This is a genomic window from Streptomyces polyrhachis, from assembly GCF_042663125.1.
GTDB lineage: Bacteria > Actinomycetota > Actinomycetes > Streptomycetales > Streptomycetaceae > Streptomyces > Streptomyces polyrhachii.
Genome location: NZ_JBHSZO010000043.1, coordinates 23,500 through 44,824, shown reverse-complemented (window position 1 = coordinate 44,824; position 21,325 = coordinate 23,500). Strand labels below are relative to the sequence as shown.

Below are 21,325 nucleotides of genomic sequence, written 5' to 3'. Positions count from 1 at the left end.
CCCACAGTCCAACATCATGCCGCATCAGCGAACGACCACATGAGACATCCTCTAACACATCAACGACTCGGTCAAAATGCGGCTGGTCGATCCGATCCCACTCGAACGCCACGGCACCCCCTACTTCCCAACGGACCCCTCCCACACAGCATGGCACTTGCCACTGACAGCTGCGCAGAACGAGCCTGCGGTAGGGGAAAGTGGTGGACCTCTGCCCTCTTACTTCGGTGAGCCGGCACCACCTCGCGATCACCAGAGCGGGCTGCACACGCGGCTCCGACCAACCCGGATGCGGCCTTCTGGAAACCGTTCCCAGCCCGCAAGGTGTTCAACTCCGATATGGCCCTCTACGCATGCGCTTGGCCATGTGCTGTGCACCATGAGTCCCATGCCGGCAGGACAATGGCTGCATCAAATCGACTTCTGCTAATGGAGGCACTGTGCATTCGGACCAGAGCGTCACCATGCCGTTGCCGGCAGGGGCTTTGGATACTCTCAGGCTCCGCTCGGCAGAGATGTTCGTCGAGGTGCAGCGGGCGGACACCAAGGCGGCCGCACTCTTCGGGGTGGCTGGTGGTCTCCTCGCGGCCGTGGTGGCCTGTGCGCTGTCAGACAGCGCCCGTCGGATGGGGTGGACGCTGCTCGTTCCACTAGGGGCGCTTTCCTTGCCGCTGCTGGCTGCGGTCGTTGTGGCGTTGACGGCTTTACGCCCGGCACTCGGTTGGCGGTGCGACTTTCCACTTCGAGGAGAGGGGTGCTTCGACGGCAGCACGATTCACTCCCAGTGGCTCGAGTCCCTGGGGGAGCGGAGGCAACTTCTGGCCGAGGTGGAGCGTTTAGCCATGCTTCGAGCCTTGGCGCGACGCAAGTACCGGCTGGTCAGACTGTCCGTGGACCTCATCATGACAGCCCATGGTGTGGCTGGATCGACGCTATTGATCGTGCCATTCACGCTCTGACACAGTTGTGTGACTTTTGGTCACGTCGTCATGGGGGGACATGTACCAGCCGCACCGTGCACTCATCGGAGAACAGCTCTGGATCCAGATGCGCGCTCTCGCTCCGGACCATCTCCGCCCCGCCCGCAGTGTGCTCCTGCGTCAAGGAGATCCGGCAACCCACGTGATCCTCTTGGAATCCGGGTCGACTCTCGTGACGTTGTCGGGCTCGGACGGGGAGCGTACGTTGCTCGCGGTCCGGGGACCGGGTGAACTCCTCGGCGAACTCGCCGTACTGGACGAGAAGCCCCGCTCAGCCACAGTGATCGCAGCCGAGAGCTGCCGCGTTCATCTCATTCCTGCCTCCGACTTCCTCCTCTTCGTCGAAGAGCACGGTCTACTCGCCCCCCTCCTGCGCCATGCGATCACCCGAGTCAGGGAGTCCGAGGCAGTACGACTGGAGTTCGCCACCGCCGATGTCCCGCTCCGTCTCGCCGGGGCCCTCGGCCGGCTGGTACGGGCAGGGTCACAGACCTCTGGCGAGCTGATTGTTCGGCTCACCCAGGCAGAGCTTTCTCAGATGATCGGGGCATCCCGGAACGCCGTGGGCTCAGCCATCAAGCCGTGGCGAGAGAGTGGATGGCTGGAAACGGAAGCTGGCGGGGGGCTGGTCATCCACGACATTCAGGCCATCGAACAGGACGCACGCCATGCGACGTGATCGACCTTACGGCCCCGGTGCCCACTGCTGGGCACCGGCGAGGCCGCCGCCGCTTCAGCATGGGGCCTTCCCGATCGCCGCCTACGCCCGAAAGGCAGGCCCCACCATGGTCTCTCCCGTCGTTCCACCATCCGCTGTCCCGCCGGAGCAGGCCCTGCTGGCAGTAGACATGCAGGGTTACAGCCGGATCCCGGAAGCTCGGATGGCGTCGGTGCGCTCCGACCTGGACCTCGTGCTCACCACCGTCCTGGTCCAGAGCGGGCTCAAGCCGCCGCGTGCCGACGACCCCGCCTTCAAGGACACGGGAGACGGTGCCATCTTCGTACTGCCCGCGGGAGACGTGGCCCTTCTGGTCGACCCGCTGCTCGGGCATCTGCACTCCGCCCTCACCCGCTACGACCGCGAGCGCCTCGCGGCGTCTCCGCCGCTGAGGCTGCGAGTCGCCATCCACGTCGGCCCTCTGTCCCAGCCCGATCACCGCGGGGACGCCATCAACGACGTATGCCGACTTCTGAACAGCACAGCCCTGCGCACCGCCCTGTCCGCCGCCCGTGAGCACGACGGTTTCCTCGCGGCTGCCGTGTCGGACGCCGCGTTCCGGCGGACGGTAGGCGCCGGCCGAACCCCGGAACTTCCGGAGAACCAGTTCCTGGCGACCACGGCTCGCATCCAGGACAAGCCCGACTTCGCCGAGCCCTGCCACCTCTACGTGCCGCGTCTGGTCCCACAACTGCTTGCGCCCTACCTCTCGACCATCCCTTCTCCGCCAGCAGCACCGGCCGCAGATCCCATCACCACTTCCGGACCCGGTTCCACACAGCCGTCCGGATCGGTCGCCGCGCCGGTTCACGCGGCTCACGGGCCCGCTCCGGCGTTCCAGTTCAACGGGGAGATGCATGACACGACGGTGGCGCAGGACATCCAGTACCTGCGCATCGACCGCCGCGGCCGCTGACCTCACCCGTCGTCACCTCCATCAGCCCTGAAGAGACAAGGACCTTCACCCGCATGTCCGACGATCCCGCGCGCCCCGCTTTCGGTCCGGACGAGCTCCCGACACCGAAGACGGCTCCGCCCGCACCTCCGCCTGAGAACCTCTCTTGGTTCCCTCGGCGGGAAGGAACGCCGACCTCTACTTCTACCGGTGGTCCTGGCACAGCCGACCCCACACCGCCACCCCCACCTCCGCCTCTGATCGGGACTGCTGCGCGGCAACCCACGCCAGTGCCACCGGAGGTGGTAGTGCCCTCCCCCACCGTGCCGGTGGCGATCCAGCAGGCCGACGTCGTGGCCAACACCGTCGAAAATCTCCACATTGAGAAACGCACGCGTGACGTCCTGGACGGTGTCAACCTCGACCGGAACGACATCCGCCAGCAGCCGTTCGTGCGTGACGCCGAATGGAGCTACGCCTGGAACAAGGTGGTCAACCCGGCGACATCACGCCTGGACCAGCGCGTCCTCCTGGTCGTCGCACCAAGCTCCTACGGTTCCACCACCTTCGCTCTCCAGCTCTTGGCACGCCATACCGGCACCCACATCGACCTGGTCAAACTGGATGCCGACTGGACCGCCCCCAAGGTCGGACGGCTGCCGCTGGTGGACCGGCGGGCCTTCCAGCTCGACCTCAAGGATCCCGACCGAGATCGCCCGTCGGCCGACTTCGTCTCCGCCCTGGACCGGCACTCCCAGGATCTCAAAGCATGCGACTCCTACCTCGTCATCACCGTGGCGGAGGAACTCTACGACCACAAGCTGCTCCTGCCCGGACCGAACGTGGAGGTCGTACGCCTGCATGCCCCGCCGCCCGCGCGTCAGGTCGTCGAGGCTCATCTGCGCGCACGTGACTGTGTGGGGCTAATCCCCTACCTGGACGTCCTGGATCCGGCGAGGGTGTCGCTCGACGGACTCGACGCAGTCGAGGCAGTGCGCGCCGCAGGCACCGTCATCACCGCATGGCAAGAGTACGAGCGCACCACTCTCACCACCATCGCCGTGACCGACCCGCACATGGTGGCATCCGACCATGAGCTCGCGGGACGGGTGACGGATGCCCTGTCCGACTGGCGCGACAAGCTCGATAATCTCTTCGGCGAGACGGCGACCGTTCACGGCGGGAAGGACATGTCGCTCACCTTCGACGACCGCTGTCTACTGTTGTCCCTAGCAGCCCGCCAGTCCTCGCCTCTCCCGGACATCGCGCAGTCAGCACGCACGCTGCAGGAGACCGTCACCTCGGCTGACCCCGGGCACACCGCTCTCGGTTCCGGCGCCCAGACCGTCTTCGCCGGCCGCGGACTGCGCCGCCGCGTCATCGACGTGGGCGGATCCGTCGACTCCCACGACGCAGTCGCCTTCGACCGGCCCGGTTACGGGCAGGCGGTGCTCACCTACGTCTGGGACAACTACGAGGTCATGCGCCGGCCTCTCCTGCAGTGGCTGGTCAGGGACGGGGGGTCTTCCGCCGCGGAATACTCCGTCGACGCCGTCTCCACTCTCATCCTCCGTCACGGGGGAGCCGAGCACTTCAGCCTGCTCGGCAGCGTAACGCGCGGAGCGAAGAGCGACCTGCTGCCAGCCGTGATGCTCCGAGCCGTGCGTGACGAGCACATCGGGCGGAGGGCATGGGGCACTCTGTACCGATGGGCGGGCACCCAGGAGTTCGCCGGTTCGGTCGTCTCGATCTGCCAACGCGTCCTAAACGACCAGACGGCAAACGCCTCGATGGCCAAGATGGCCATGGTTCGACTGCGCCGCGTTGTTCACGCTTCGCCTGCGGACGACACCAGGAACGCTGTCCTGAAGGTGTTCACCGAACTGTCCGCACGTCCTGACGGCATCGAACGACTGGCTGAGGAGGTACAGGCTTGGCAGGACGCAAAGACAAGCAGCCGAGCCGGCGCCCTCGCTTTCCTGGCCCTGATGTCGACCCCGCAGGAACCGCTCCCTCACCTGCTGACGCATGGCGAAAGCCTCGGCATCGATGTGGACCGCGCTCTTGGGGATCTCCTCGGCGACATGAACACCGCGCCGGACGTCATCCCCCGCCTCTCGTCGTGGATCGCGACGTCTGCCACCGATGAGAGCGCCTACGACGAGGTAGTCGCCCGACTCGTTCCCCTACTGCGCGGACATCGGATGTTCCAGGCATCCATGGATCTGATGCAGGCGCTCAAGGATGTTCGTACGGCCACCGGGGAGAGCGCCGGAGCGGACTTCTACCAGCATCTCGTGGACAAGCGGCTCCGTCCCTTGATCAGCATCGAGGGAACGGAGGACCCGGCGTGAAGTGGTTCTGGCGCCCGACCACGCGAACCACTCGCTGCCCCGTGCCGAGGCAGCTGCCGAGCGCCACTGATGGGGTGCCCTTCGAGGCAACCTTCACCATCGCCTGGAGGCCGACTTGGCGCGGCCGACCGAACCTCGAGGATTTAGTACGAGAACGCACCATCACCGACGCGGCGAACGTCCTACTACGCCTGCCGGCCACCGACGTGCAGACCGCGCAGGACACGGTGAACGCCATGCTGGGCGAGCCGCAGCGATTCCGCACGGCCCATTACCGCCTCATGCATGTCCGCGCCACCCTGCGCCTGACTGCGGCTTCCCACCAGATCCTGACACAACGCCGGGAAGACCAGGAACGGGTGCGCCGACTGCGCTTCCTCAGGGACGAACTGTACGAACACCCCTCCCTGCTGCTCCTGGACCGCATCGAGCGAAGCACCGACCCCCTGGCCCCCCAGCAGGTAGCAGACTGGCAACGCGTGGCCCGATCAGTGGCCGCGTCGGAAAAGTGGTGGCACCCGCTCCTGGAGCAATGGGAACTCGTAGGCCGCGGGTTCACCAGCGCCGAGATGCAGAACCGAGCACTCCTGGTGCTGCATGACGCCCTCGCCACCCTCACTCAGGAGGCAACAGAGCCAGCAGAAGCAAGTCAGCGGACCGGACAAACGCACCTGCGCAGCGCAGGGTGAGCGAAGTGAAACTGACGCTGTGGCGACTGATACTCGACCCCGTCACCAGCTGGCGCGCACGTCGTCTGCAACGTGCGCGCCCCGGTACATCTTTCGACGCAGCCTGGCGCAGTTCACGCATGCTGTCGGCGCCAGACGAGATGGTCTACCGGTTACACGGCCACACCATGCCCCCACTCACGTGCAGTGATAGGCCGGCGGAGGAGAGGTGATAGGCCCCCAGTTCCTCGGGAGCGGCCTGGTGAAGCGGCGGTGGCCCAGCAACACCGGGTGACCCGAACTGGTCAGCAGATTGTTATTGACGAAGCGGGGGCCGTGCCGGGCGTGAACTCGACACGGCCGTCGGTTATGCCGGGTCCCTCGGGCCTACTGCTGAGGGTGCCGGCCATGGCTGGCGAAACCCTTCCCAATTTCGGTCGGCAGGGATGGTTCGGAAGGGCCGTGCAGGAGGGGCCGGTTCAGGCGTTGAGCACGGGGATGATGTCGGCGCCGTAGTCGTCGATGGTGCCCTCGCGGTTGTCGTGCATGTCGTAGACGGCGAACTGGTCGACGCCGAGGTCCTTCAGGTGCCGCAGCTTCTCGATGTGGGCCTCGGCGGGGCCGATGAGGCAGAAGCGGTCGACGATCTCGTCGGGGACGAAGGTCGTGTCGGGGTTGTCGGCACGGCCGTGGTGGGAGTAGTCGTAGCCTTGGCGGTCCTTGATGTACGCGGTGAGTTCCTCGGGGACCATCGAGGAGTGTTCGCCGTACTTGGCGACCAGGTCGGCGACGTGGTTGCCGACCATGCCGCCGAACCAGCGGCACTGGTCACGGGCGTGCGCCAGCGCCGCCGGGGAGTCGTCCGCCGTCACGTACGCCGGGGCGGCGACGCAGATCGTCAGGGCATCGGGGTCGCGGCCGGCCTCCCGTGCCGCCTCCCGTACCGCCTTGACCATCCACTCGGTCAGGAACGGGTCGGCGAGCTGGAGGATGAAGCCGTCCGCCTTCTGCCCGGCCAGGGCCAGCGCCTTCGGCCCGTACGCCGCCATCCACACCGGCAGCTTCCCGTTCTTGATCCACGGGATGCGGATCGGGTTGCCGTCGACCTGCGCCTCGCGGCCCTCCGCCAGGTCGCGGATGACCTCGATGGCCTCACCGAGCCGGGCCAGGGTGTTGGGCCTGCGGCCAGCGACCCGCATGGCGGAGTCGCCGCGGCCGATGCCGCAAACGGTCCGGTTGCCGTACATGTCGTTGAGGGTGGCGAAGGTGGAGGCCGTCACCTCCCACGTCCGCGTCCCCGGATTCGTCACCATCGGGCCCACGTGCAGCTTGGTGGTGTTGGCGAGGATCTGGCTGTAGATGACGAAGGGCTCCTGCCACAGCACGGCGGAGTCGAAGGTCCAGCCGTAGCGGAAACCGTTGCGCTCCGCCCGGCGCATCAGCCCGACGACCTGTGAGGCGGGCGAGTCGGTCTGCAGGACGAGTCCGAAGTCCACGCGGGACCTTCAAGTTCAGTCGGTGCGGTGAGGTCCTGGGGTGCTTCAGCCCAGGTACTGACAGATGGAACGCGGCACGAACGTGCCGTGGCCGGCGTGGCCCACGTACTTGCGCTGGTCGATGATCACCTCGCCCCGGGACAGGACCGTCTCGACCTGGCCGGTGACCGTCTTCCCCTCGTACGCCGAGTAGTCGACGTTCATGTGGTGCGTCTCGGCCGACAGGGTCTGGGTGGCGCGCGGGTCGTAGATGACAACGTCCGCGTCCGCGCCCGGCGCGATCGTCCCCTTCTGCGGGTAGAGGCCGAACATCCGGGCCGGGGTTGCGCAGGCGGTCTCGATCCAGCGGCGGCGGCTGATGTGTCCGTCCACGACGGCCTGGTGGAGCAGGTCCATGCGGTTCTCCACCCCGGGCAGACCGTTGGGGATCTTCGAGAAGTCGCCCCGGCCCAGCTCCTTCTGCCCGACGAAGCAGAACGGGCAGTGGTCCGTCGACACCACCTGGAGGTCGTTCGTCCGCAGGCCCTGCCACAGCGCCGCCTGGTGCTCCTTCGGCCTCAAGGGCGTGCTGCACACGTACTTGGCGCCCTCGAAGTCCGTCTCCGCGAGGTTGTCCGTCGACAGGAACAGGTACTGCGGGCAGGTCTCGCCGAAGACCGGCAGGCCCATGTCGCGGGCCACCGCCAGTTCGGCGACCGCCTCCTGGGCCGACACGTGCACGACGTACAGCGGGGAGCCCGCGACCCGGGCCAGCTGGATGGCCCGGTGGGTGGCCTCGGCCTCCAGGAGGGCCTTGCGGACCTCGCCATGGTAGCGGGGGTCGGTCTCGCCGCGGGCCAGGGCCTGCTCCACCAGGACGTCGATCGCGATGCCGTTCTCCGCATGCATCATGATCAGCCCGCCCGTATCGCCCGCAACCTGCATCGCCCGCAGGATCTGGCCGTCATCCGAATAAAAGACACCCGGATAGGCCATAAACAATTTGAACGAGGAAATGCCATGTTGAATGAGTTTCGGCATCTCCTTCAGCGTGGACTCGTTCACGTCCGACATGATCATGTGGAACGCGTAGTCGATCGCGCACTTCCCGTCCGCCTTCTCGTGCCAGGCGTCCAGGCCGGCCCGCAGCGACTCGCCCCTCGACTGCACCGCGAAATCCACGATCGTCGTAGTGCCGCCCCACGCGGCCGCCTGTGTCCCCGTCTCGAACGTGTCCGAGGCGAACGTGCCGCCGAAGGGCAGCTCCATGTGCGTGTGCGCGTCGACACCGCCCGGGATCACGTACTTCTGCGACGCGTCGATCACCCGGTCCGCCGTCCACTCCTGCGTCCCCGGAGCCGCCAGCGCCACCACCCGGCCGTGCTCGATCAGCACATCCGCGTGCACCTCGTCCGCGGCCGTGATCACAAGACCACCAGTAATCAGAGTCCGGGTCATCTCCCAGCCATCCCTTCACACAGGTCACCAACCACTCCACCACCTGCACGGGCCGGGGCCCCACCCCGGCCTGCCGGCCCCCTCACGCCGCCACCTCGCACGGCACACGGCCTGCTCCGCTAGAAAACCCCTGGTCACGCGGCCGAACGAAACCCTTGAACGAGGTCACGCCCTCGGCGACGAGGTGGTCCATCTCCTTGAGCGAGCGTTCGTCGACGTCGGAGAGGATCATGTGGAAGGCGTAGTCGATCGCGCACTGGGCGTCCGCCTTCGCGTGCCACAGGTCCAGGCCCTCGCGCAGGGAGCGGCCCACGGACTGCACCGCGAAGTCGATGATCGTCGTGGTGCCGCCCCAGGCCGCCGCCCGCGTGCCCGACTCGAAGGTGTCCGAGGCGAAGGTGCCGCCGAAGGGCAGCTCCATGTGCGTGTGGGCGTCGACGCCGCCCGGGATCACGTACCTCCCGGTGGCGTCGATCGCCCGGGTGCCCGGGGACTGCGCCCAGTCGGCCGCGGTCCGGCTCTCCGAGGCCGCCAGGGCGGCCACCCGGCCGTCCTCCACGAGGACGTCGGCGTGGATCTCGTCGGCGGCGGTGATGACCAGCCCACCACGGATGACGGTACGGCTCACGGTCCTGCTCCTGCCTGCTGGACTGACAGTGCGTCACCCCGGGTCTACACCCGTAGAGCGGCGCCGTGCAGGAACCGTAGAAGCGTGTCACCCACTGCGCAATACCGCGTCTGCCAATCCACCGGAACGGTTGTGCTCCCGGAGCCGCGGCCTGCCCTCACCGCCGCGCCGGATCGGGCGCCGAGAGCGCCTCGCGGCGTTCGGCCACCTCGATCAGGTGGTCCATCAGGGCGAGCAGGACACCGCGTACGGACTCCTCCTCGCGGGCGTCGAACAGGACGATGGGGGTGTCGGGGTGCTTCAGCTCCAGGGCTTCGCGGATCTGGTCGGGGGTGTAGCGCTGCTGGCCGAAGAAGGAGTTGGCGGCCACCACGAAGGGCAGGCCGCGGTGCTCGAAGAAGTCCACGGCGGCGAAGGAGCGCTCCAGCCGGCGGGTGTCGACCAGCACGACCGCGCCGAGCGCCCCGCGCAGCAGGTCGTCCCACATGAACCAGAAGCGCTCCTGCCCCGGCGTGCCGAAGAGCATCAGCACCGCGTCGGGGACGGTGATGCGGCCGAAGTCCATGGCCACGGTGGTGGCGGTCTTCTGCTCGACGCCGGTGAGGTCGTCGATGACCGCGCCGACCTCGCTCAGCCGCTCCTCGGTGCGCAGCGGGGTGATCTCGCTGACCGCGCCCACCGCGGTCGTCTTGCCGACGCCGAAGCCGCCGGCGATCAGCAGCTTGACGGAGGGCGGCGTGCGCCGCCCGCCCGGCTCGGTGTGGTCAGCCTCGTGCAAGGCCCCTCCTCAGTCGCCTCAGGAACTCGACACTGGCCGCCTCCGCGTCGTTGAGCGGGGCCGAGTGCTCGATCAGTCCGTGTGTCAGGAGCTGGCGCAGCAGCTCGACGGTGGGTGTCAGACGCAGGTGGATGCGCGCGGCGACCTCGGCGACGGCCAGTCCCGGGCCGGCGCACATCGAGAGGATCTCCTGCCACTCCGCGGGGATGGCCCCGGTGGCCCGGGGGTCCGCCACGGTGCTGACGATGGAGTGCATGGTGATCGGCTCCCGGTCCCACGCGCCGTCGGCCGGTGCGGTCCGCGCCATCAGCGCGAAGGTCCGGGTGCGGCGTGCGTCCCGTTCGCCGGCCATCACACCGGGAGGCCGGCGACGCGGCCCCCCACGCCGAGCTGGGGCTTGAACGCCCGGGCGACGCGCACCACTTCGCGCATGGCCAGCCCCAGCGACTCGGGGCTGGAGGTGTAGACGACCAGGGTGCTGCCGTCGCCGCAGCCGGTGAGGATCAGGTGGCTGCGCTCCATGGTGATGTTGAGGTGGCGGACCGGGCCGCCGTCGACCGGGCGGGAGAGGCCGTCGGCGAGGCTGGCCACGGCGGAGCAGGCGGCGGCGATGGTCTGGGCCCCGGCGGTCGTCCAGCCCTCCCCGTAGCCGCACAGTGCCAGCCCGTCGTCGGCGAGCAGGACGAAGCCGGTCAGGTCGGGGACGAGGGAGAGGTTGTCGCGGAGGTTGTCGAAGACCGCGCCGTCGTGGGTGTCGGCGGGTATGACGTTCTGCCAGCGGTTGGGGAGGCTCATCGGTGGGCGTCTTTCTCGGGGGTTTCGGTGTGCTCGGCGTGCTGGGTGTGCTCGGGGTCCTGGCCGTGGGGGTCCGCCAGGGCGTACTGGAGTTGCGTGAAGGTGGTCTCGATCGTATCCAGCGGGCTGTCGTCGAGGGCGGTGTACTCCTGTGCCGGTACGGGAGCCCGGCCGGTGGCTTCCGCCGGCGACTGCCCCGAGGGGTCGGTGAAGTTGCTGCCGGGGACCCGGCGCGGGAGGAGCGCGGGCGGCGGTCCGCCGGCCTGCGCCTGGGCGGGCGTCCGGGCCGGTGTCCGGGCTGGTGTCCGGGCTGGTGCCTCGGCCGCCGGGCGCGGCTGCCTGCGGACCAGACCCGCCGGGGTCTTCACCGGCGTGCCCGCCGCGGCGGGCTGGGGGCCGCGGCCGGGGGTGGGGCGGGCCGGGGTGTCGGGGTCGCGGGGCGCGGCGGGCCGGTCGGTGAGCAGGGCCGGCGGGACGAGCACCTGGGCGCGGACGCCGCCGAAGCGGCCCTCGTCCAGGAGGACGCGCACGCCGTGGCGCTGGGCGAGCCGGCCGGCGACGAACAGCCCGAGCTGGTCGGCCGATTCGCCCAGGAGGGAGTACGGCGGGGCGTCGCTCAGCCGCTCGTTGAGGGTGGCGAGGTCGGCCGCCTCCGGCGCGCGGCCCTTGTCCTCGACCTCGATGACCACGTGGCCGCCGGCCTCGTAGGCGCGGACGTGGACCTGGTAGCCGCTGGGCGAGTAGGTGGTGGCGTTCTCGATCAGTTCGGCGATCAGGTGGGTCAGCTCGCTCGCCGCCTCGGGGACGACCCACGCCTGGGCGTGGAACTCCTTGACGACGGCGGCGTAGCCGCGGGCCTCGCCGGCGGCGTCCACGATCAGGTTGGCGATGTGGACGGGCGCGGTGTGCGGGTGGGCGAGGGTGCCGCCGGAGAGCACCAGGAGGTTCTCCAGCTGGCGGCGCATCCGGATGATCAGGTGGTCGAGGTGGTAGAGGTCCTCCAGGAGCGCGCGGTCGGTGTCGCCGTAGCGGTGCTGGAGGTCGTCCAGGGAGCGCAGGATCGCCATGATCAGGGTGGCGGAGCGCAGGCTGACACCCTCGGCGAACCTCTCGAAGCCGCGCCGTTCGGCGTGGGCGCCGCGTGCGGAGTCGACGACCTTCTCGCTGAGCAGGGCCACCACGTTGGACAGTTGGGCGAACTCGTCGTAGGGGTCGCCCTGCGGGGGCAGGTCGGCCGGGCCGACGGGCCGGCCCTGCTGGACGCGGGCGAGGAGGCGGGGCAGCTGGTGGTTGGCGACGTCGAGGGCGGAGCTGCGCACGGAGCGGGCGCGGCGCATCAGGTGGCGCGCGACGGCCAGGACCGTGCCGGCGACGACGGCGGCGCCCAGCAGACCGGCGCCGGCGAGCGTCCAGGCGCGGTCGCTCATCGCCTTGGAGCCGGCGGCCACCTGGGCGGTCAGCTCGGTCAGGCGGCGTCCGGCAAGGGCGTCGAGCCGTGTGTAGACGTCCTGCTGGGCGGCCTGCCACTGCACCTCGGAGGGCAGCGGGCGGCCGGCGAGGAGGACATCCTGGGCGCGGTCCACGGCGTACCAGGTGTGGGAGAGGGTCAGTCCGCGGTAGGTGTCGGCGTCCGGCTCCGGGATGTTGGCCGCGACGACACCGAGGTGGTGGTGCATGAGGGCGACCGTCCCCGCGAAGGCGGCCTGCGAGCCGCGGTCCAGTCGGCCGTTCGGGGCCGCGGCCAGCAGGGCGTCCTCCTGGGCGAGGGCCTCGGTGGCGCGCAGCAGGCCCAGGAGGGGGCGGACGTCGTCGGTCTGGTCGGCGTCGCTGTGGGCGGCGGCGCTCTCCATGGTGTCCAGGGTGGTGGCGACCGCCAGGCCGTAGTGGTCGAAGGCCACCCGCACGGAGGGTTCGGGAAGGTCGGTGGCGGCGCGGGCCTGGGAGAGCTCACCGGGGTTGACGAGGGTGCGGCGCAGGGCGTTGTTGGTACGGGTGCGCTGGGCCATGAGCTCGGCGCGGCCGGGTCCGCGTCGGGCTATGAACCGGCCGGTGAGGGTGCGTTCGGCCTGGAGTTCGACAGCGAGGGTGTGCAGCGCCGGCAGGTCGCGGCGCAGGGTACGGGCCTGGTCGCGCAGGTCAGCCGCGTACCCGAAGGTGGGGACCGTGCCGGCTATCACCAGGACGGCCAGGCCGGCCGTGACGACGGCGGCGATGGTGCGCAGCAGGGTGCGCAGGGACAGCTTGGCGGATATCGGCATGGGGCCTCATGGTGCGGTGAACGGGCGGACGGCCACCGTGACTTCAACGCGCCCTCAATGGCATGCGGTGGCACTGCGCGGAAGTTGGGGTGTTGTTTCGGTGAACTCTGGATGAAGTGCGCAGGTGGGTGCCGGCATGGCGGCGTGGGGGCGGGCGGGAGGTCCGGCAGGACGGCGGACCGGGGGCGGCCCCCGGTCCGTTACCTGTCTCGCTGTGCATCAGGACCTCAAAACATGCGAAATGCGCCTCACTTGCCATGAACCCGCCCACACAGCGGGCAAGTTGACCGGAATTGGGGAGGCGACCCCAGGTTTAACTTGCGCTCCTGTGCGAACAAGGGGCGATTCTAATCACAATTGAGCACTTCGCGTAGGGCCTCGGCCAGAATGGTTGCCCCCTCTTCCGCTTCGGTGACGCTGAGCGAGAGCGGCGGTGCGATGCGCAACACATCGCCCCGCAGGCCGCCCTTGCCGATCAGCAGCCCGCGGGCGCGGGCGGCCTCCAGGACGGCGGTGGCGGCCTGGGGCGACTCCAGCTCGACGCCGATCATCAGCCCCCGGCCGCGTACCTCCACCACGCCCGCCAGGGGGGCGGCGACGGCCCGCAGCCGCTCCAGCAGCAGGCCGCCGACGCGGCGGGCGTTGCCCTGCAGGTCGTTCTCCAGCAGGTAGGAGAGGTTGGCCAGGCCCGCCGCCATGGTGACGGGGCTGCCGCCGAAGGTGGAGATGGAGTTGGCGTCCAGGCAGTTCATCACCTCGGCGCGGGCGATCACGCCGCCGATCGAGGCGCCGTTGCCGATGCCCTTGGCGAAGGTGACGATGTCGGGCGGCCCGTGCTGCGCGTGGGCCTGCCAGCCCCAGAAGTGCTCGCCGGTCCTGCCCCAGCCGGTCTGCACCTCGTCGGCGATCCAGAGGATCCCCTCGGCGGCGAGGACCTCGCGGAAGGCGGCGTAGAGGCCGTCCGGCGGGGAGGTGAAGCCGCCGACGCCCTGGACGGGCTCGGCGATCAGGGCCGCGACCTGGCCGCGGGTCTGGCCGAGCAGGTCCCTGAGGTCGGCCACGCAGGCGTCGGTGAACTCCTGGTCGTCCAGCTGCGCGAAGGGCCCCTTGGTACGGACGCCGCCGTGGACGTACAGCGTCTGCAGCGGGGAGAGGCTGGTCGGCGACCAGGAGCGGTTGCCGGTGATGCCGACGGTGGAGAAGGAGCGGCCGTGGTAGCTGTTGCGCATCGCCAGGATCTGGTTGGAGCGGCGGTACGTGGTCGCCAGCAGCAGCGCGGTGTCGTTGGCCTCCGTGCCCGAGGTGGTGAAGAAGACCCGGGCGTCGGGGATGTGGGAGAGCCTGGCGATGCGCTCCGCCAGCTCGACCATGGAGCGGTTGAGGTAGAGGGTGGAGGTGTGCAGGATCCGGCCGGCCTGCTCGGCGACCGCCTTGGTGACCTCGGGGAGGGCGTGGGCGGTCATCGTGGTGAGGATGCCGCCGAAGAAGTCGAGGTAGCGCCGGCCCTCGCTGTCCCAGACGTGGCGGCCCTCGCCGTGGGTCAGCTCGATGGGGTCGGCGTAGTAGAGGGCCAGCCAGTCGGGGAGTACGGAGCGGTGGCGGCGGTGGAGCGGGGCGGCGTCGCTCACGGCCGCACCAGTCCCTCGTACGCGTCGGGGCGGCGGTCGCGGTAGAAGGCCCACTGCCGGCGGACCTCGTCGATGAGGCCGAAGTCGAGGTCGCGGACGAGGAGTTCCTCCTCCTTGTCGGAGGCGGGCTCGCCGACGAACTGGCCGCGCGGGTCGACGAAGTAGCTGGTGCCGTAGAAGTCGTTGTCGCCGTACTCCTCCTGGCCGACGCGGTTGATCGCGGCGATGAAGTACTCGTTGGCGACGGCGGCGGCGGGCTGCTCCAGCTGCCACAGGTAGGCGGAGAGGCCGCGCGAGGTGGCGGAGGGGTTGTAGACCAACTGGGCGCCGTTGAGGCCGAGTTGGCGCCAGCCTTCGGGGAAGTGGCGGTCGTAGCAGATGTAGACGCCCACCCTGCCGACGGCCGTGTCGAAGACCGGCCAGCCCAGGTTGCCGGGCTTGAAGTAGAACTTCTCCCAGAAGCCCTTGACCTGCGGGATGTGGTGCTTGCGGTACTTGCCCAGGACCGTGCCGTCGGGGTCGATGACGACGGCGGTGTTGTAGTAGAAGCCGGACTGCTCGACCTCGAAGACGGGGACGACGATGACCATGCCGGTCTCCCGGGCCAGCGCCCGCATCCGCTGCACGGTCGGGCCGTCGGGGACGGGCTCGGCCCAGCGGTAGTGCTCGGGGTCCTGGACCTGGCAGAAGTAGGGGGCGTTGAAGACCTCCTGGAAGCCGATGATCTGCGCGCCCTGGGCGGCGGCCGACCGGGCGTGCTCCTCGTGTTTCGCGATCATCGAGTCGGTGTCACCGGTCCAGGCGGCCTGGACGAGTGCGGCGCGGACGACGTTGGCCATGGGCTCTGACTCCTTCGGCGCGGGCACGCCCGTCTACGCACGTAGCGGACGCAGGGGAAGAACGTACGACCCGCTCGGGCGCCCCGCAAGGGCACCGCGCGGGGCGGCCGGTACGGGCGGGGGGCATCGCCCGTAAGCACCCGGAAGCGGGCGCAGGGCGCATCGGGGGCGGTATGCCCCACGTCCCGCTCCCGCTCTCGAACATCTCTGCGGAGCCCCGTAGCATGCCGCCCCATGAATGACGGCATCCTCCTCATCGCCATAGCCGCCGCGGCCCTGCTGCTGGGCGCTGGGCTCGGCTGGTACGGGCACACGTCCGCCTCGGCCCGCACGCTGCGCCGCCGGGAGCGGTTCTTCGGGCTGCCCGAGAACTCCGAGTGCCTGGTCGTGGTGAACCGCGACGCGGGCGGCGGCGACTGGAGCGTCGCCAAGCACGACGCGCTCGCGCTGGTGGAGCTGGCGGCGGTGATCAAGGGCTGCCGGGCGCATCTGCAGATCGTCGCGCACGACACCGCCGCGCAGGGCTTCGGCGACCGCACGGAGTTCTGTGTGGGCACCCCGCTGTCGAACCGGCGGATGGCCGCCCACATGCACTCCCTGCTGCCCGGCGTCCGTATCAACACCGACCCGGAGCCGGGCCCGGACCGCGGCGCCTTCGCCGTCGGCACGGAGCGCTACCGGCTGGAGAACGGCGTCACCGAGCACGTCGTCCTGGCCCGCCTCACCGCCGGCCAGGACGCCCGTCCGGTCTTCGTCTCCTGCGGCCAGCGCTCGATCACCAACCAGGCCGCGATGCGCTACCTCGCCCGCAACGAGGCGAAACTCTCCCGCAAGTACGGCAACAACCCCTTCGTCCTCCTCCTGAAGGTCGTCAACTCCCAGTCCTACGGCCCGGACGTGGTGGAACTGGTCGCGGACGTCACGAAGGCGGCCAGGACGCCGCTGCCGGCGGTGGCCGAGAAGTAGGCCCCCGGAGGCTCCCGCAGGTCGCCGCGGCGTGGCGCCGACCCGCGCGTTCCCCCACTCGGGGGAATCCCGGCGCGGGGGCGATCTCCGCGAGGCGGGGGCGGGGCGGCCGGTCGCGGCGGCTGCGCGGCTGGTCGGCGGCTCGACGCGGGGGCGGGACGGGCGCGCGGGGCACCGGACTCCACCTTGCTGCCTAGGTACCCAGAAAATCCCTGAGTACCTAGCCTGGCAGGTCTGTTGGGGAAAGGAGCCCGGGGTGGGCGACACGAAGCCGGTCTACCAGCGTATCGCCGACGAGCTGCGGGGGCGGATCGACAGCGGCGACCTCCGGGTCGGTGCGCAGCTGCCGTCCCGTTCCGAGCTGAAGCGCGCCTACGAGGCGAGCGACCAGACCGTGGACCGCGCGGTGCGGGTGCTGAAGGCCGCCGGCTACGCCCAGGGGCAGTTCGGGCGCGGGGTGTTCGTCGCCGACCGCACGCCGCTGGGGACGCTGCTGCGCACCACCGGCGCGGTCGACTCCCCCTTCGCCTCGCAGCTCTCCCCGCCCGGCACCTCCCTGGACTGGGAGGCCACCTCCGTGGCCGTCCCGGCTCCGCGCGCCGTCGCGCGGCGGCTGGGCATCGAGGCCGGCGACCGGGTGATGTGCACCCGGTACGAGTACATGGCCGACCGCAAGCCGCTGCAGTTCGCGACCAGTTGGGAGCCGCTGGCCATCACCGAGGGCACGGACGTGGTCTTCCCCGAGCGCGGTCCGTACGCCCGGCGCGGGGTGCGCGGCCGGATGGCGGCGATCGGCGTACGGGTGGTGCGCGCCGCCGAGCTGGTCGGCTCGCGGACGGCGACGAGCGCGGAGGCGGAGACGCTGGGCTGCTCGCCGGGCCAGTGCCTGACGGTGCTGGAGCGCACCCACTACGACGAGGACAACCGGCCGGTGGAGACCTCCGACGTGGTGGTGCGGGCCGATCGCTGGCAGCTTGAGTACGTCATCGACTACACGGCCTGAGCGGGGCGTCGGAGGCGGTCCGGACCGCGCCCGAGGGCGACCCGCGGCTCAGGGCTCCGAGACCTCCGCGTAGACCTGCGACAGCTCCGGGGTGCCCGTCTCCGCCCAGGCGTGGCCCGTCTCCACCACGTCGATCTCCCGGCCGGAGCGCAGCTCCACCGTCGGGTGGCCGTTCGGCCAGAGGACCCAGCGGGCGCCCGGCACCGTGCGCACGACCACCGTGCCGAGGTAGAGGCCGGCGTCGTTGCCGAGCCAGGGCGTCACCTCCGGGTCGTCGCGCCAGCGCGGCAGCAGCTGGTCCAGCGCCTCCAACGAGGCGGCGGTGTCGTCGAGTTCGACGCCGTGCCCCTCGGCCTGGGCGCGCAGCAGATCGCACTCGGCGAGCAGTCCGGCGATCCCGGCCGCGTCCTGGGGGCCGGCGGAGAGCACGGCCGTTCCGCGCGCCGGACCGTGCTTCTTGCGCCAGTTGTCCAGGAAGGGGATGTTCATTTCCCTACCGTCGCACCCGGACCGACCGGCAGGCTACAGGCACGCGCAAAGCGGACCGGGGGGCTTCCCCGACGTGGTATCCCGGGGGGCCGCGCACAGGATCAGAGGTCCAGGTCGACCACCACCGGCGCGTGGTCGGAGGGTGCCAGCGACGCGGGCTGGTCCTTCTTGCCGGGGCGGCGGGCGTCGCGGTCCACGTAGGCGTCGCTGACGGCGGCCGTGAAGGGGGCGTTGCCGTAGACGTGGTCGATGCGCATGCCCTTGTTCTTCGGGAAGCCCAGCATCCGGTAGTCCCAGAAGGTGAAGGGGATGTCGTACTTCAGCGCCCGGGGGTACGCCTCCGTCAGGCCGGTCTTCAGCAGCTCGGCCAGCTCAGCGCGCTCGGGCTCGGAGACGTGCGTCGCGCCCTCGAAGCGGGCGATGTCCCAGACGTCCTCGTCCTTGGGCGCGATGTTGAAGTCGCCCAGGACGGCGAAGGGCCGCTCGCCCACGGCGTCCTGGGCGACGGCGGCGCGCAGGGCCCGCAGCCACTCCAGCTTGTACGCGTAGTGCGGGTGGCCCAGCTCGCGGCCGTTGGGCACGTAGAGCGACCAGACGCGGAGCGGGCCGCAGGTCGCCGCGACGGCGCGGGGCTCGACCACCCCCTCGTACGGCGGCTGACCGGGCAGCCGGGTGGCCACGTCCTGGACGCCGAGTCTGGAGAGCACCGCCACGCCGTTCCACCGGCCGTCGGCGGCGACCGCCGCCTCGTACCCCAGCTCACGCAGCCGCTCGGCGGGGAACGCCTCTTCGGTGCACTTCAGCTCCTGCAGGCAGACGACGTCGGGCGCCGCCGACCGCAGCCAGCCGGTGATGCGGTCCAGCCGGGAGTTGATCGAGTTGACGTTCCACGTCGCGATACGGAGAGCCATGCGGCCAACCTATCGCGGGCCTGTGACAACCCCGGGGCGGCGCCGGACGGGGGTTCGGCAACAGCCCCTCAGAGCGCGAGGCTCTCCCCCGCCGCCAGCCGGATGTGCTCCGCTCCCCCGATCCCCGGGCCCGCGGGGCCGAGCATGCGGTCGTAGACCAGCGGGGCCACGTCCGATAGCAGCGCGTTGTGGATGTCGACGGCCCGGGCGGGGGCCACCTCGCGAACGTAGTCGATGACCTCGGCCAGCTTGTTCCACGGGGCGTGCACGGGCAGCAGCAGCGTCTCGACCGGGCGGCCGGGGAGGGTGAGCGCGTCGCCGGGGTGGAAGACCGAACCGTCCAGCACGTAGCCGACGTTGGTGACGCGCGGGATGTCGGGGTGGATGACGGCGTGCAGTTCGCCGTGCACCTCCACCTCCCAGCCGGCGGCGGTGAAGGTGTCACCGTGGCCGACGGTGTGGACGCGCCCCGGGTAGGCGGCGGCGAGCCGCTCGGCGACGCTGCGCAGCGTCCACAGCTCGCAGGCCCCGTCGGCGTCCAGGGCGGCGCGCAGCCGCCCCTCGTCGAAGTGGTCGGGGTGCTCGTGCGTGACGAGCAGCGCGTCCGCGCCGGCCGCCGCGTCCGGCTCCGAGAAGCCGCCCGGGTCCACGACGAGGACGCGGCCCGCCTTCTCCAGGCGGACGCAGGCGTGGCCCTTCTTCGTGAGCTTCATCAGACTCCGCTTCCCTCAGGGATCCCGTTCAGAGGTCCGTCGTCGACACCGTGCGCACCTCGGGCCGGGTCGGGTCGCTCAGGTCCACCGCGACCGCCAGGTCCGGTTCCGCTCCGGGGCGGTCGCGTTTCCAGCCCCACCAGCCCGAGCCGTCGCCGAAGTCCCAGCCGACGGCCGCGGCCTGCTTGCGGGTGATCGGGTTGTAGCCCTCGACCAGGTCCGAGCGGTCGCCGTCGGACCACTTCATGAAGGCGGTGAGGCCGGCGGCGTCCGTCGTGAACTCGACGTACAGGCTGCTGGTCTCCCAGGAGTTGGTCTCGTAGAACGCGATGGGATCGACGTTCATCGGCGGCTTGACGTCGTAGATGCGCCGCTGCAGCCGGCTCGGCCAGCCGGGGGTCAGCTCGGTCGCCTCCGCGCGCTGCTCCTTGTCGCGGCCGGCCTCGCGGCTCTGCAGGAGGGAGATGCCCAGGTAGGCCAGCGGCACGAGGACCAGCAGGGCGATGATCGCGCCGCCCTTCCAGCCGCTGGGCAGCCGGCGGGGCGGCTGCGGGGGCGGGAGGGTGTCGTCGTGCGGGCGGCGCGGGCGGGGGGTGGTCGGCCGGGTCACTGCTTGCCCACCACCTGGGCGAAGCGCTCGTAGCGCTCCACGCGGCGCCGGTTGGTGCGGCGGAAGCGGCGCGCCACCAGCCGGGCGAGGTCGGCGGCGCCGACCAGTCCGGCGTCGTTGCCGAGCTGCGCCTTGACGATACGGGCCTCCGGCCGGTAGCCGCGGCCGGTGAGGCTGCGGCGGAAGGCGTCGCGGGCGGGGCCGATGAGCAGGTCGTCGGCGGAGCTGACGCCGCCGCCGATGACGAAGCAGCCGGGGTCCAGGGCGGCGGCCAGGTTGGCCAGGCCCACGCCCAGCCACTGGCCGATGTCCCCCAGCAGTTCGACGCACATCGCGTCGCCCTCGCGGGCCAGCTCGGTGACGAGGGGGCCGGTGATGTCGGGGATGCGGCCCTGGACGCGGTCGATGATCCCGTACGCGACGGGCGACTCGGCGGCGGCCAGCTCGCGGGCCTCGCGCACCAGGGCGTTGCCGGAGCTGTACTGCTCCCAGCAGCCCCGGTTGCCGCAGGGGCAGCGGTGTCCGCCGGGGACGACCTGCATGTGGCCGAACTCGCCGGCCACCCCGAACTTGCCGCGCTTGACCTGGCCGTCCTCCAGGATGGCGCCGCCGATGCCCGTACCCAGCGTGATCATGACGAGGTAGTCCTCGCCGCGGCCGGCGCCGAAGCGCCACTCCGCCCAGGCGGCGGTGTTGGCGTCGTTGTCGACCATCACCGGCACCCGCAGCCGGGAGGAGAGCGCGTCGCGCAGCGGCTCGTCGCGCCAGGACAGGTGCGGGGCGAACAGCACGCGGGAGCGGTTGGCGTCGACCCAGCCGGCCGCGCCGACGCCGACGGCGTGCACGTCGTGGCGCTCGGAGAGGTCCAGGACCAGCTCGACGATGGTGTCCTCGACGACCTTGGGGCTCTTGGACTTGTCGGGGGTCTCGGCCCGCAGCCGCTCCAGGATGTTGCCGTCGGCGTCCACGACCCCGGCGGCGACCTTGGTGCCGCCGATGTCGATGCCGACGGTGGGCACCCGGGGCGCGGTGAGGTGCGAGCGGCGCTCGCGGCTGCTGACACTGCGCAGCACGATCGAACGGGCTGCGGCCCCGCCGCCCAGGGGTCCGCTCAGGGGTCCGGCGGCGGGGACTCTTTCGCTGTTCGCGGTCATCGGGG

20 protein-coding genes and 1 pseudogene are annotated in these 21,325 nt (G+C 70.5%); 7 read left to right on the top strand and 14 right to left on the bottom strand.

Annotated features, from left to right (window positions below):
• Window positions 1–515: 515 nt before the first annotated feature.
• The 5 genes from ACFQLX_RS22330 to ACFQLX_RS22310 all read left to right on the top strand — a co-directional run bounded on the left by ACFQLX_RS22330 (window position 516) and on the right by ACFQLX_RS22310 (window position 5,636).
• On the top strand, window positions 516–959 hold the full coding sequence (locus tag ACFQLX_RS22330) for a Pycsar system effector family protein (protein WP_386417853.1): 444 nt from the start codon (window positions 516–518) through the stop codon (window positions 957–959).
• A gap of 40 nt (window positions 960–999) precedes the next feature.
• On the top strand, window positions 1,000–1,659 hold the full coding sequence (locus ACFQLX_RS22325; RefSeq protein ID WP_386417851.1) for a Crp/Fnr family transcriptional regulator: 660 nt from the start codon (window positions 1,000–1,002) through the stop codon (window positions 1,657–1,659).
• Window positions 1,660–1,861: 202 nt separating this feature from the next.
• Window positions 1,862–2,614, top strand: a complete 753-nt coding sequence (locus tag ACFQLX_RS22320) for a hypothetical protein (protein WP_386417855.1) — start codon at window positions 1,862–1,864, stop codon at window positions 2,612–2,614.
• Window positions 2,615–2,922: 308 nt separating this feature from the next.
• Window positions 2,923–4,947 carry a hypothetical protein gene (locus ACFQLX_RS22315; protein ID WP_386417850.1) on the top strand — a complete coding sequence of 675 codons (2,025 nt, stop codon included), beginning with the start codon at window positions 2,923–2,925 and terminating at the stop codon, window positions 4,945–4,947.
• A gap of 74 nt (window positions 4,948–5,021) precedes the next feature.
• Entirely contained in the window at window positions 5,022–5,636 is a 615-nt protein-coding gene (locus ACFQLX_RS22310; protein WP_386417848.1) for a hypothetical protein, read from the top strand.
• A 458-nt stretch (window positions 5,637–6,094) separates the two neighbouring features.
• On the opposite strand, the gene ACFQLX_RS22305 is transcribed toward ACFQLX_RS22310, so the two are convergent.
• From ACFQLX_RS22305 to ACFQLX_RS22265, 9 genes and pseudogenes are all read right to left on the bottom strand, one after another.
• On the bottom strand, window positions 6,095–7,111 hold the full coding sequence (locus ACFQLX_RS22305) for a TIGR03842 family LLM class F420-dependent oxidoreductase (protein ID WP_386417846.1): 1,017 nt from the start codon (window positions 7,109–7,111) through the stop codon (window positions 6,095–6,097).
• 45 nt (window positions 7,112–7,156) lie between these two features.
• Complete coding sequence (gene hydA / locus ACFQLX_RS22300) at window positions 7,157–8,548, bottom strand: dihydropyrimidinase (RefSeq protein ID WP_386417844.1); 1,392 nt, start codon at window positions 8,546–8,548, stop codon at window positions 7,157–7,159.
• Between the two features lie 145 nt (window positions 8,549–8,693).
• Window positions 8,694–9,176, bottom strand: a pseudogene (locus ACFQLX_RS22295) (amidohydrolase family protein); the annotation flags it as partial.
• 157 nt (window positions 9,177–9,333) lie between these two features.
• The gene (locus ACFQLX_RS22290; protein ID WP_386417842.1) at window positions 9,334–9,954 is read right to left on the bottom strand and encodes a GTP-binding protein; all 621 of its coding nucleotides are present in this window, start codon (window positions 9,952–9,954) and stop codon (window positions 9,334–9,336) included.
• Window positions 9,941–10,261: a DUF742 domain-containing protein gene (locus ACFQLX_RS22285; protein ID WP_386417840.1), complete on the bottom strand. Its 321-nt coding sequence runs from the start codon at window positions 10,259–10,261 to the stop codon at window positions 9,941–9,943. The genes ACFQLX_RS22290 and ACFQLX_RS22285 overlap by 14 nt, the downstream gene beginning before the upstream one ends.
• A gap of 44 nt (window positions 10,262–10,305) precedes the next feature.
• Complete coding sequence (locus tag ACFQLX_RS22280; RefSeq protein ID WP_386417838.1) at window positions 10,306–10,749, bottom strand: roadblock/LC7 domain-containing protein; 444 nt, start codon at window positions 10,747–10,749, stop codon at window positions 10,306–10,308.
• On the bottom strand, window positions 10,746–13,007 hold the full coding sequence (locus ACFQLX_RS22275; RefSeq protein WP_386417837.1) for a sensor histidine kinase: 2,262 nt from the start codon (window positions 13,005–13,007) through the stop codon (window positions 10,746–10,748). The genes ACFQLX_RS22280 and ACFQLX_RS22275 overlap by 4 nt, the downstream gene beginning before the upstream one ends.
• A gap of 347 nt (window positions 13,008–13,354) precedes the next feature.
• Window positions 13,355–14,635 (bottom strand): aspartate aminotransferase family protein, encoded by a 1,281-nt coding sequence (locus ACFQLX_RS22270; protein WP_386417836.1) that lies wholly within the window; start codon window positions 14,633–14,635, stop codon window positions 13,355–13,357.
• Window positions 14,632–15,474, bottom strand: a complete 843-nt coding sequence (locus ACFQLX_RS22265; protein WP_386417835.1) for a nitrilase-related carbon-nitrogen hydrolase — start codon at window positions 15,472–15,474, stop codon at window positions 14,632–14,634. Before ACFQLX_RS22265 ends, ACFQLX_RS22270 begins: the two co-directional genes overlap by 4 nt.
• A gap of 234 nt (window positions 15,475–15,708) precedes the next feature.
• Between ACFQLX_RS22265 and ACFQLX_RS22260 the strand changes: the two genes are divergently transcribed.
• Together ACFQLX_RS22260 and ACFQLX_RS22255 are read left to right on the top strand one after the other, a co-directional pair.
• Window positions 15,709–16,440 (top strand): hypothetical protein, encoded by a 732-nt coding sequence (locus ACFQLX_RS22260; RefSeq protein ID WP_386417833.1) that lies wholly within the window; start codon window positions 15,709–15,711, stop codon window positions 16,438–16,440.
• A 256-nt stretch (window positions 16,441–16,696) separates the two neighbouring features.
• Entirely contained in the window at window positions 16,697–17,443 is a 747-nt protein-coding gene (locus ACFQLX_RS22255) for a GntR family transcriptional regulator (protein WP_386417832.1), read from the top strand.
• Between the two features lie 48 nt (window positions 17,444–17,491).
• Here ACFQLX_RS22255 and ACFQLX_RS22250 read toward each other — a convergent pair whose 3' ends face one another.
• From ACFQLX_RS22250 to ACFQLX_RS22230, 5 genes are all read right to left on the bottom strand, one after another.
• Complete coding sequence (locus ACFQLX_RS22250; protein WP_386417830.1) at window positions 17,492–17,932, bottom strand: DUF6278 family protein; 441 nt, start codon at window positions 17,930–17,932, stop codon at window positions 17,492–17,494.
• 101 nt (window positions 17,933–18,033) lie between these two features.
• Complete coding sequence (locus tag ACFQLX_RS22245) at window positions 18,034–18,843, bottom strand: exodeoxyribonuclease III (RefSeq protein WP_386417828.1); 810 nt, start codon at window positions 18,841–18,843, stop codon at window positions 18,034–18,036.
• A gap of 68 nt (window positions 18,844–18,911) precedes the next feature.
• Entirely contained in the window at window positions 18,912–19,556 is a 645-nt protein-coding gene (locus tag ACFQLX_RS22240; RefSeq protein WP_386417826.1) for an MBL fold metallo-hydrolase, read from the bottom strand.
• A 28-nt stretch (window positions 19,557–19,584) separates the two neighbouring features.
• Entirely contained in the window at window positions 19,585–20,166 is a 582-nt protein-coding gene (locus tag ACFQLX_RS22235) for a hypothetical protein (protein ID WP_386417824.1), read from the bottom strand.
• A complete protein-coding gene (locus ACFQLX_RS22230; RefSeq protein WP_386417822.1) occupies window positions 20,163–21,320 on the bottom strand; it encodes an ROK family glucokinase in 1,158 nt (385 codons plus the stop codon). The genes ACFQLX_RS22235 and ACFQLX_RS22230 overlap by 4 nt, the downstream gene beginning before the upstream one ends.
• Window positions 21,321–21,325: the final 5 nt, after the last annotated feature.

Bases quoted from the DNA above. Each gene is read 5' to 3' on its own strand.
- ACFQLX_RS22330 (WP_386417853.1), top strand. From the start codon at position 516: ATGTTCGTCGAGGTGCAGCGGGCGGACACCAAGGCGGCCGCACTCTTC.
- ACFQLX_RS22325 (WP_386417851.1), top strand. From the start codon at position 1,000: ATGTACCAGCCGCACCGTGCACTCATCGGAGAACAGCTCTGGATCCAG.
- ACFQLX_RS22320 (WP_386417855.1), top strand. From the start codon at position 1,862: ATGGCGTCGGTGCGCTCCGACCTGGACCTCGTGCTCACCACCGTCCTG.
- hydA (WP_386417844.1), bottom strand. From the start codon at position 8,548: ATGACCCGGACTCTGATTACTGGTGGTCTTGTGATCACGGCCGCGGAC.
- ACFQLX_RS22285 (WP_386417840.1), bottom strand. From the start codon at position 10,261: ATGGCGCGGACCGCACCGGCCGACGGCGCGTGGGACCGGGAGCCGATC.
- ACFQLX_RS22280 (WP_386417838.1), bottom strand. From the start codon at position 10,749: ATGAGCCTCCCCAACCGCTGGCAGAACGTCATACCCGCCGACACCCAC.
- ACFQLX_RS22275 (WP_386417837.1), bottom strand. From the start codon at position 13,007: ATGCCGATATCCGCCAAGCTGTCCCTGCGCACCCTGCTGCGCACCATC.
- ACFQLX_RS22265 (WP_386417835.1), bottom strand. From the start codon at position 15,474: ATGGCCAACGTCGTCCGCGCCGCACTCGTCCAGGCCGCCTGGACCGGT.
- ACFQLX_RS22260 (WP_386417833.1), top strand. From the start codon at position 15,709: ATGAATGACGGCATCCTCCTCATCGCCATAGCCGCCGCGGCCCTGCTG.
- ACFQLX_RS22250 (WP_386417830.1), bottom strand. From the start codon at position 17,932: ATGAACATCCCCTTCCTGGACAACTGGCGCAAGAAGCACGGTCCGGCG.
- ACFQLX_RS22245 (WP_386417828.1), bottom strand. From the start codon at position 18,843: ATGGCTCTCCGTATCGCGACGTGGAACGTCAACTCGATCAACTCCCGG.
- ACFQLX_RS22240 (WP_386417826.1), bottom strand. From the start codon at position 19,556: ATGAAGCTCACGAAGAAGGGCCACGCCTGCGTCCGCCTGGAGAAGGCG.
- ACFQLX_RS22230 (WP_386417822.1), bottom strand. From the start codon at position 21,320: ATGACCGCGAACAGCGAAAGAGTCCCCGCCGCCGGACCCCTGAGCGGA.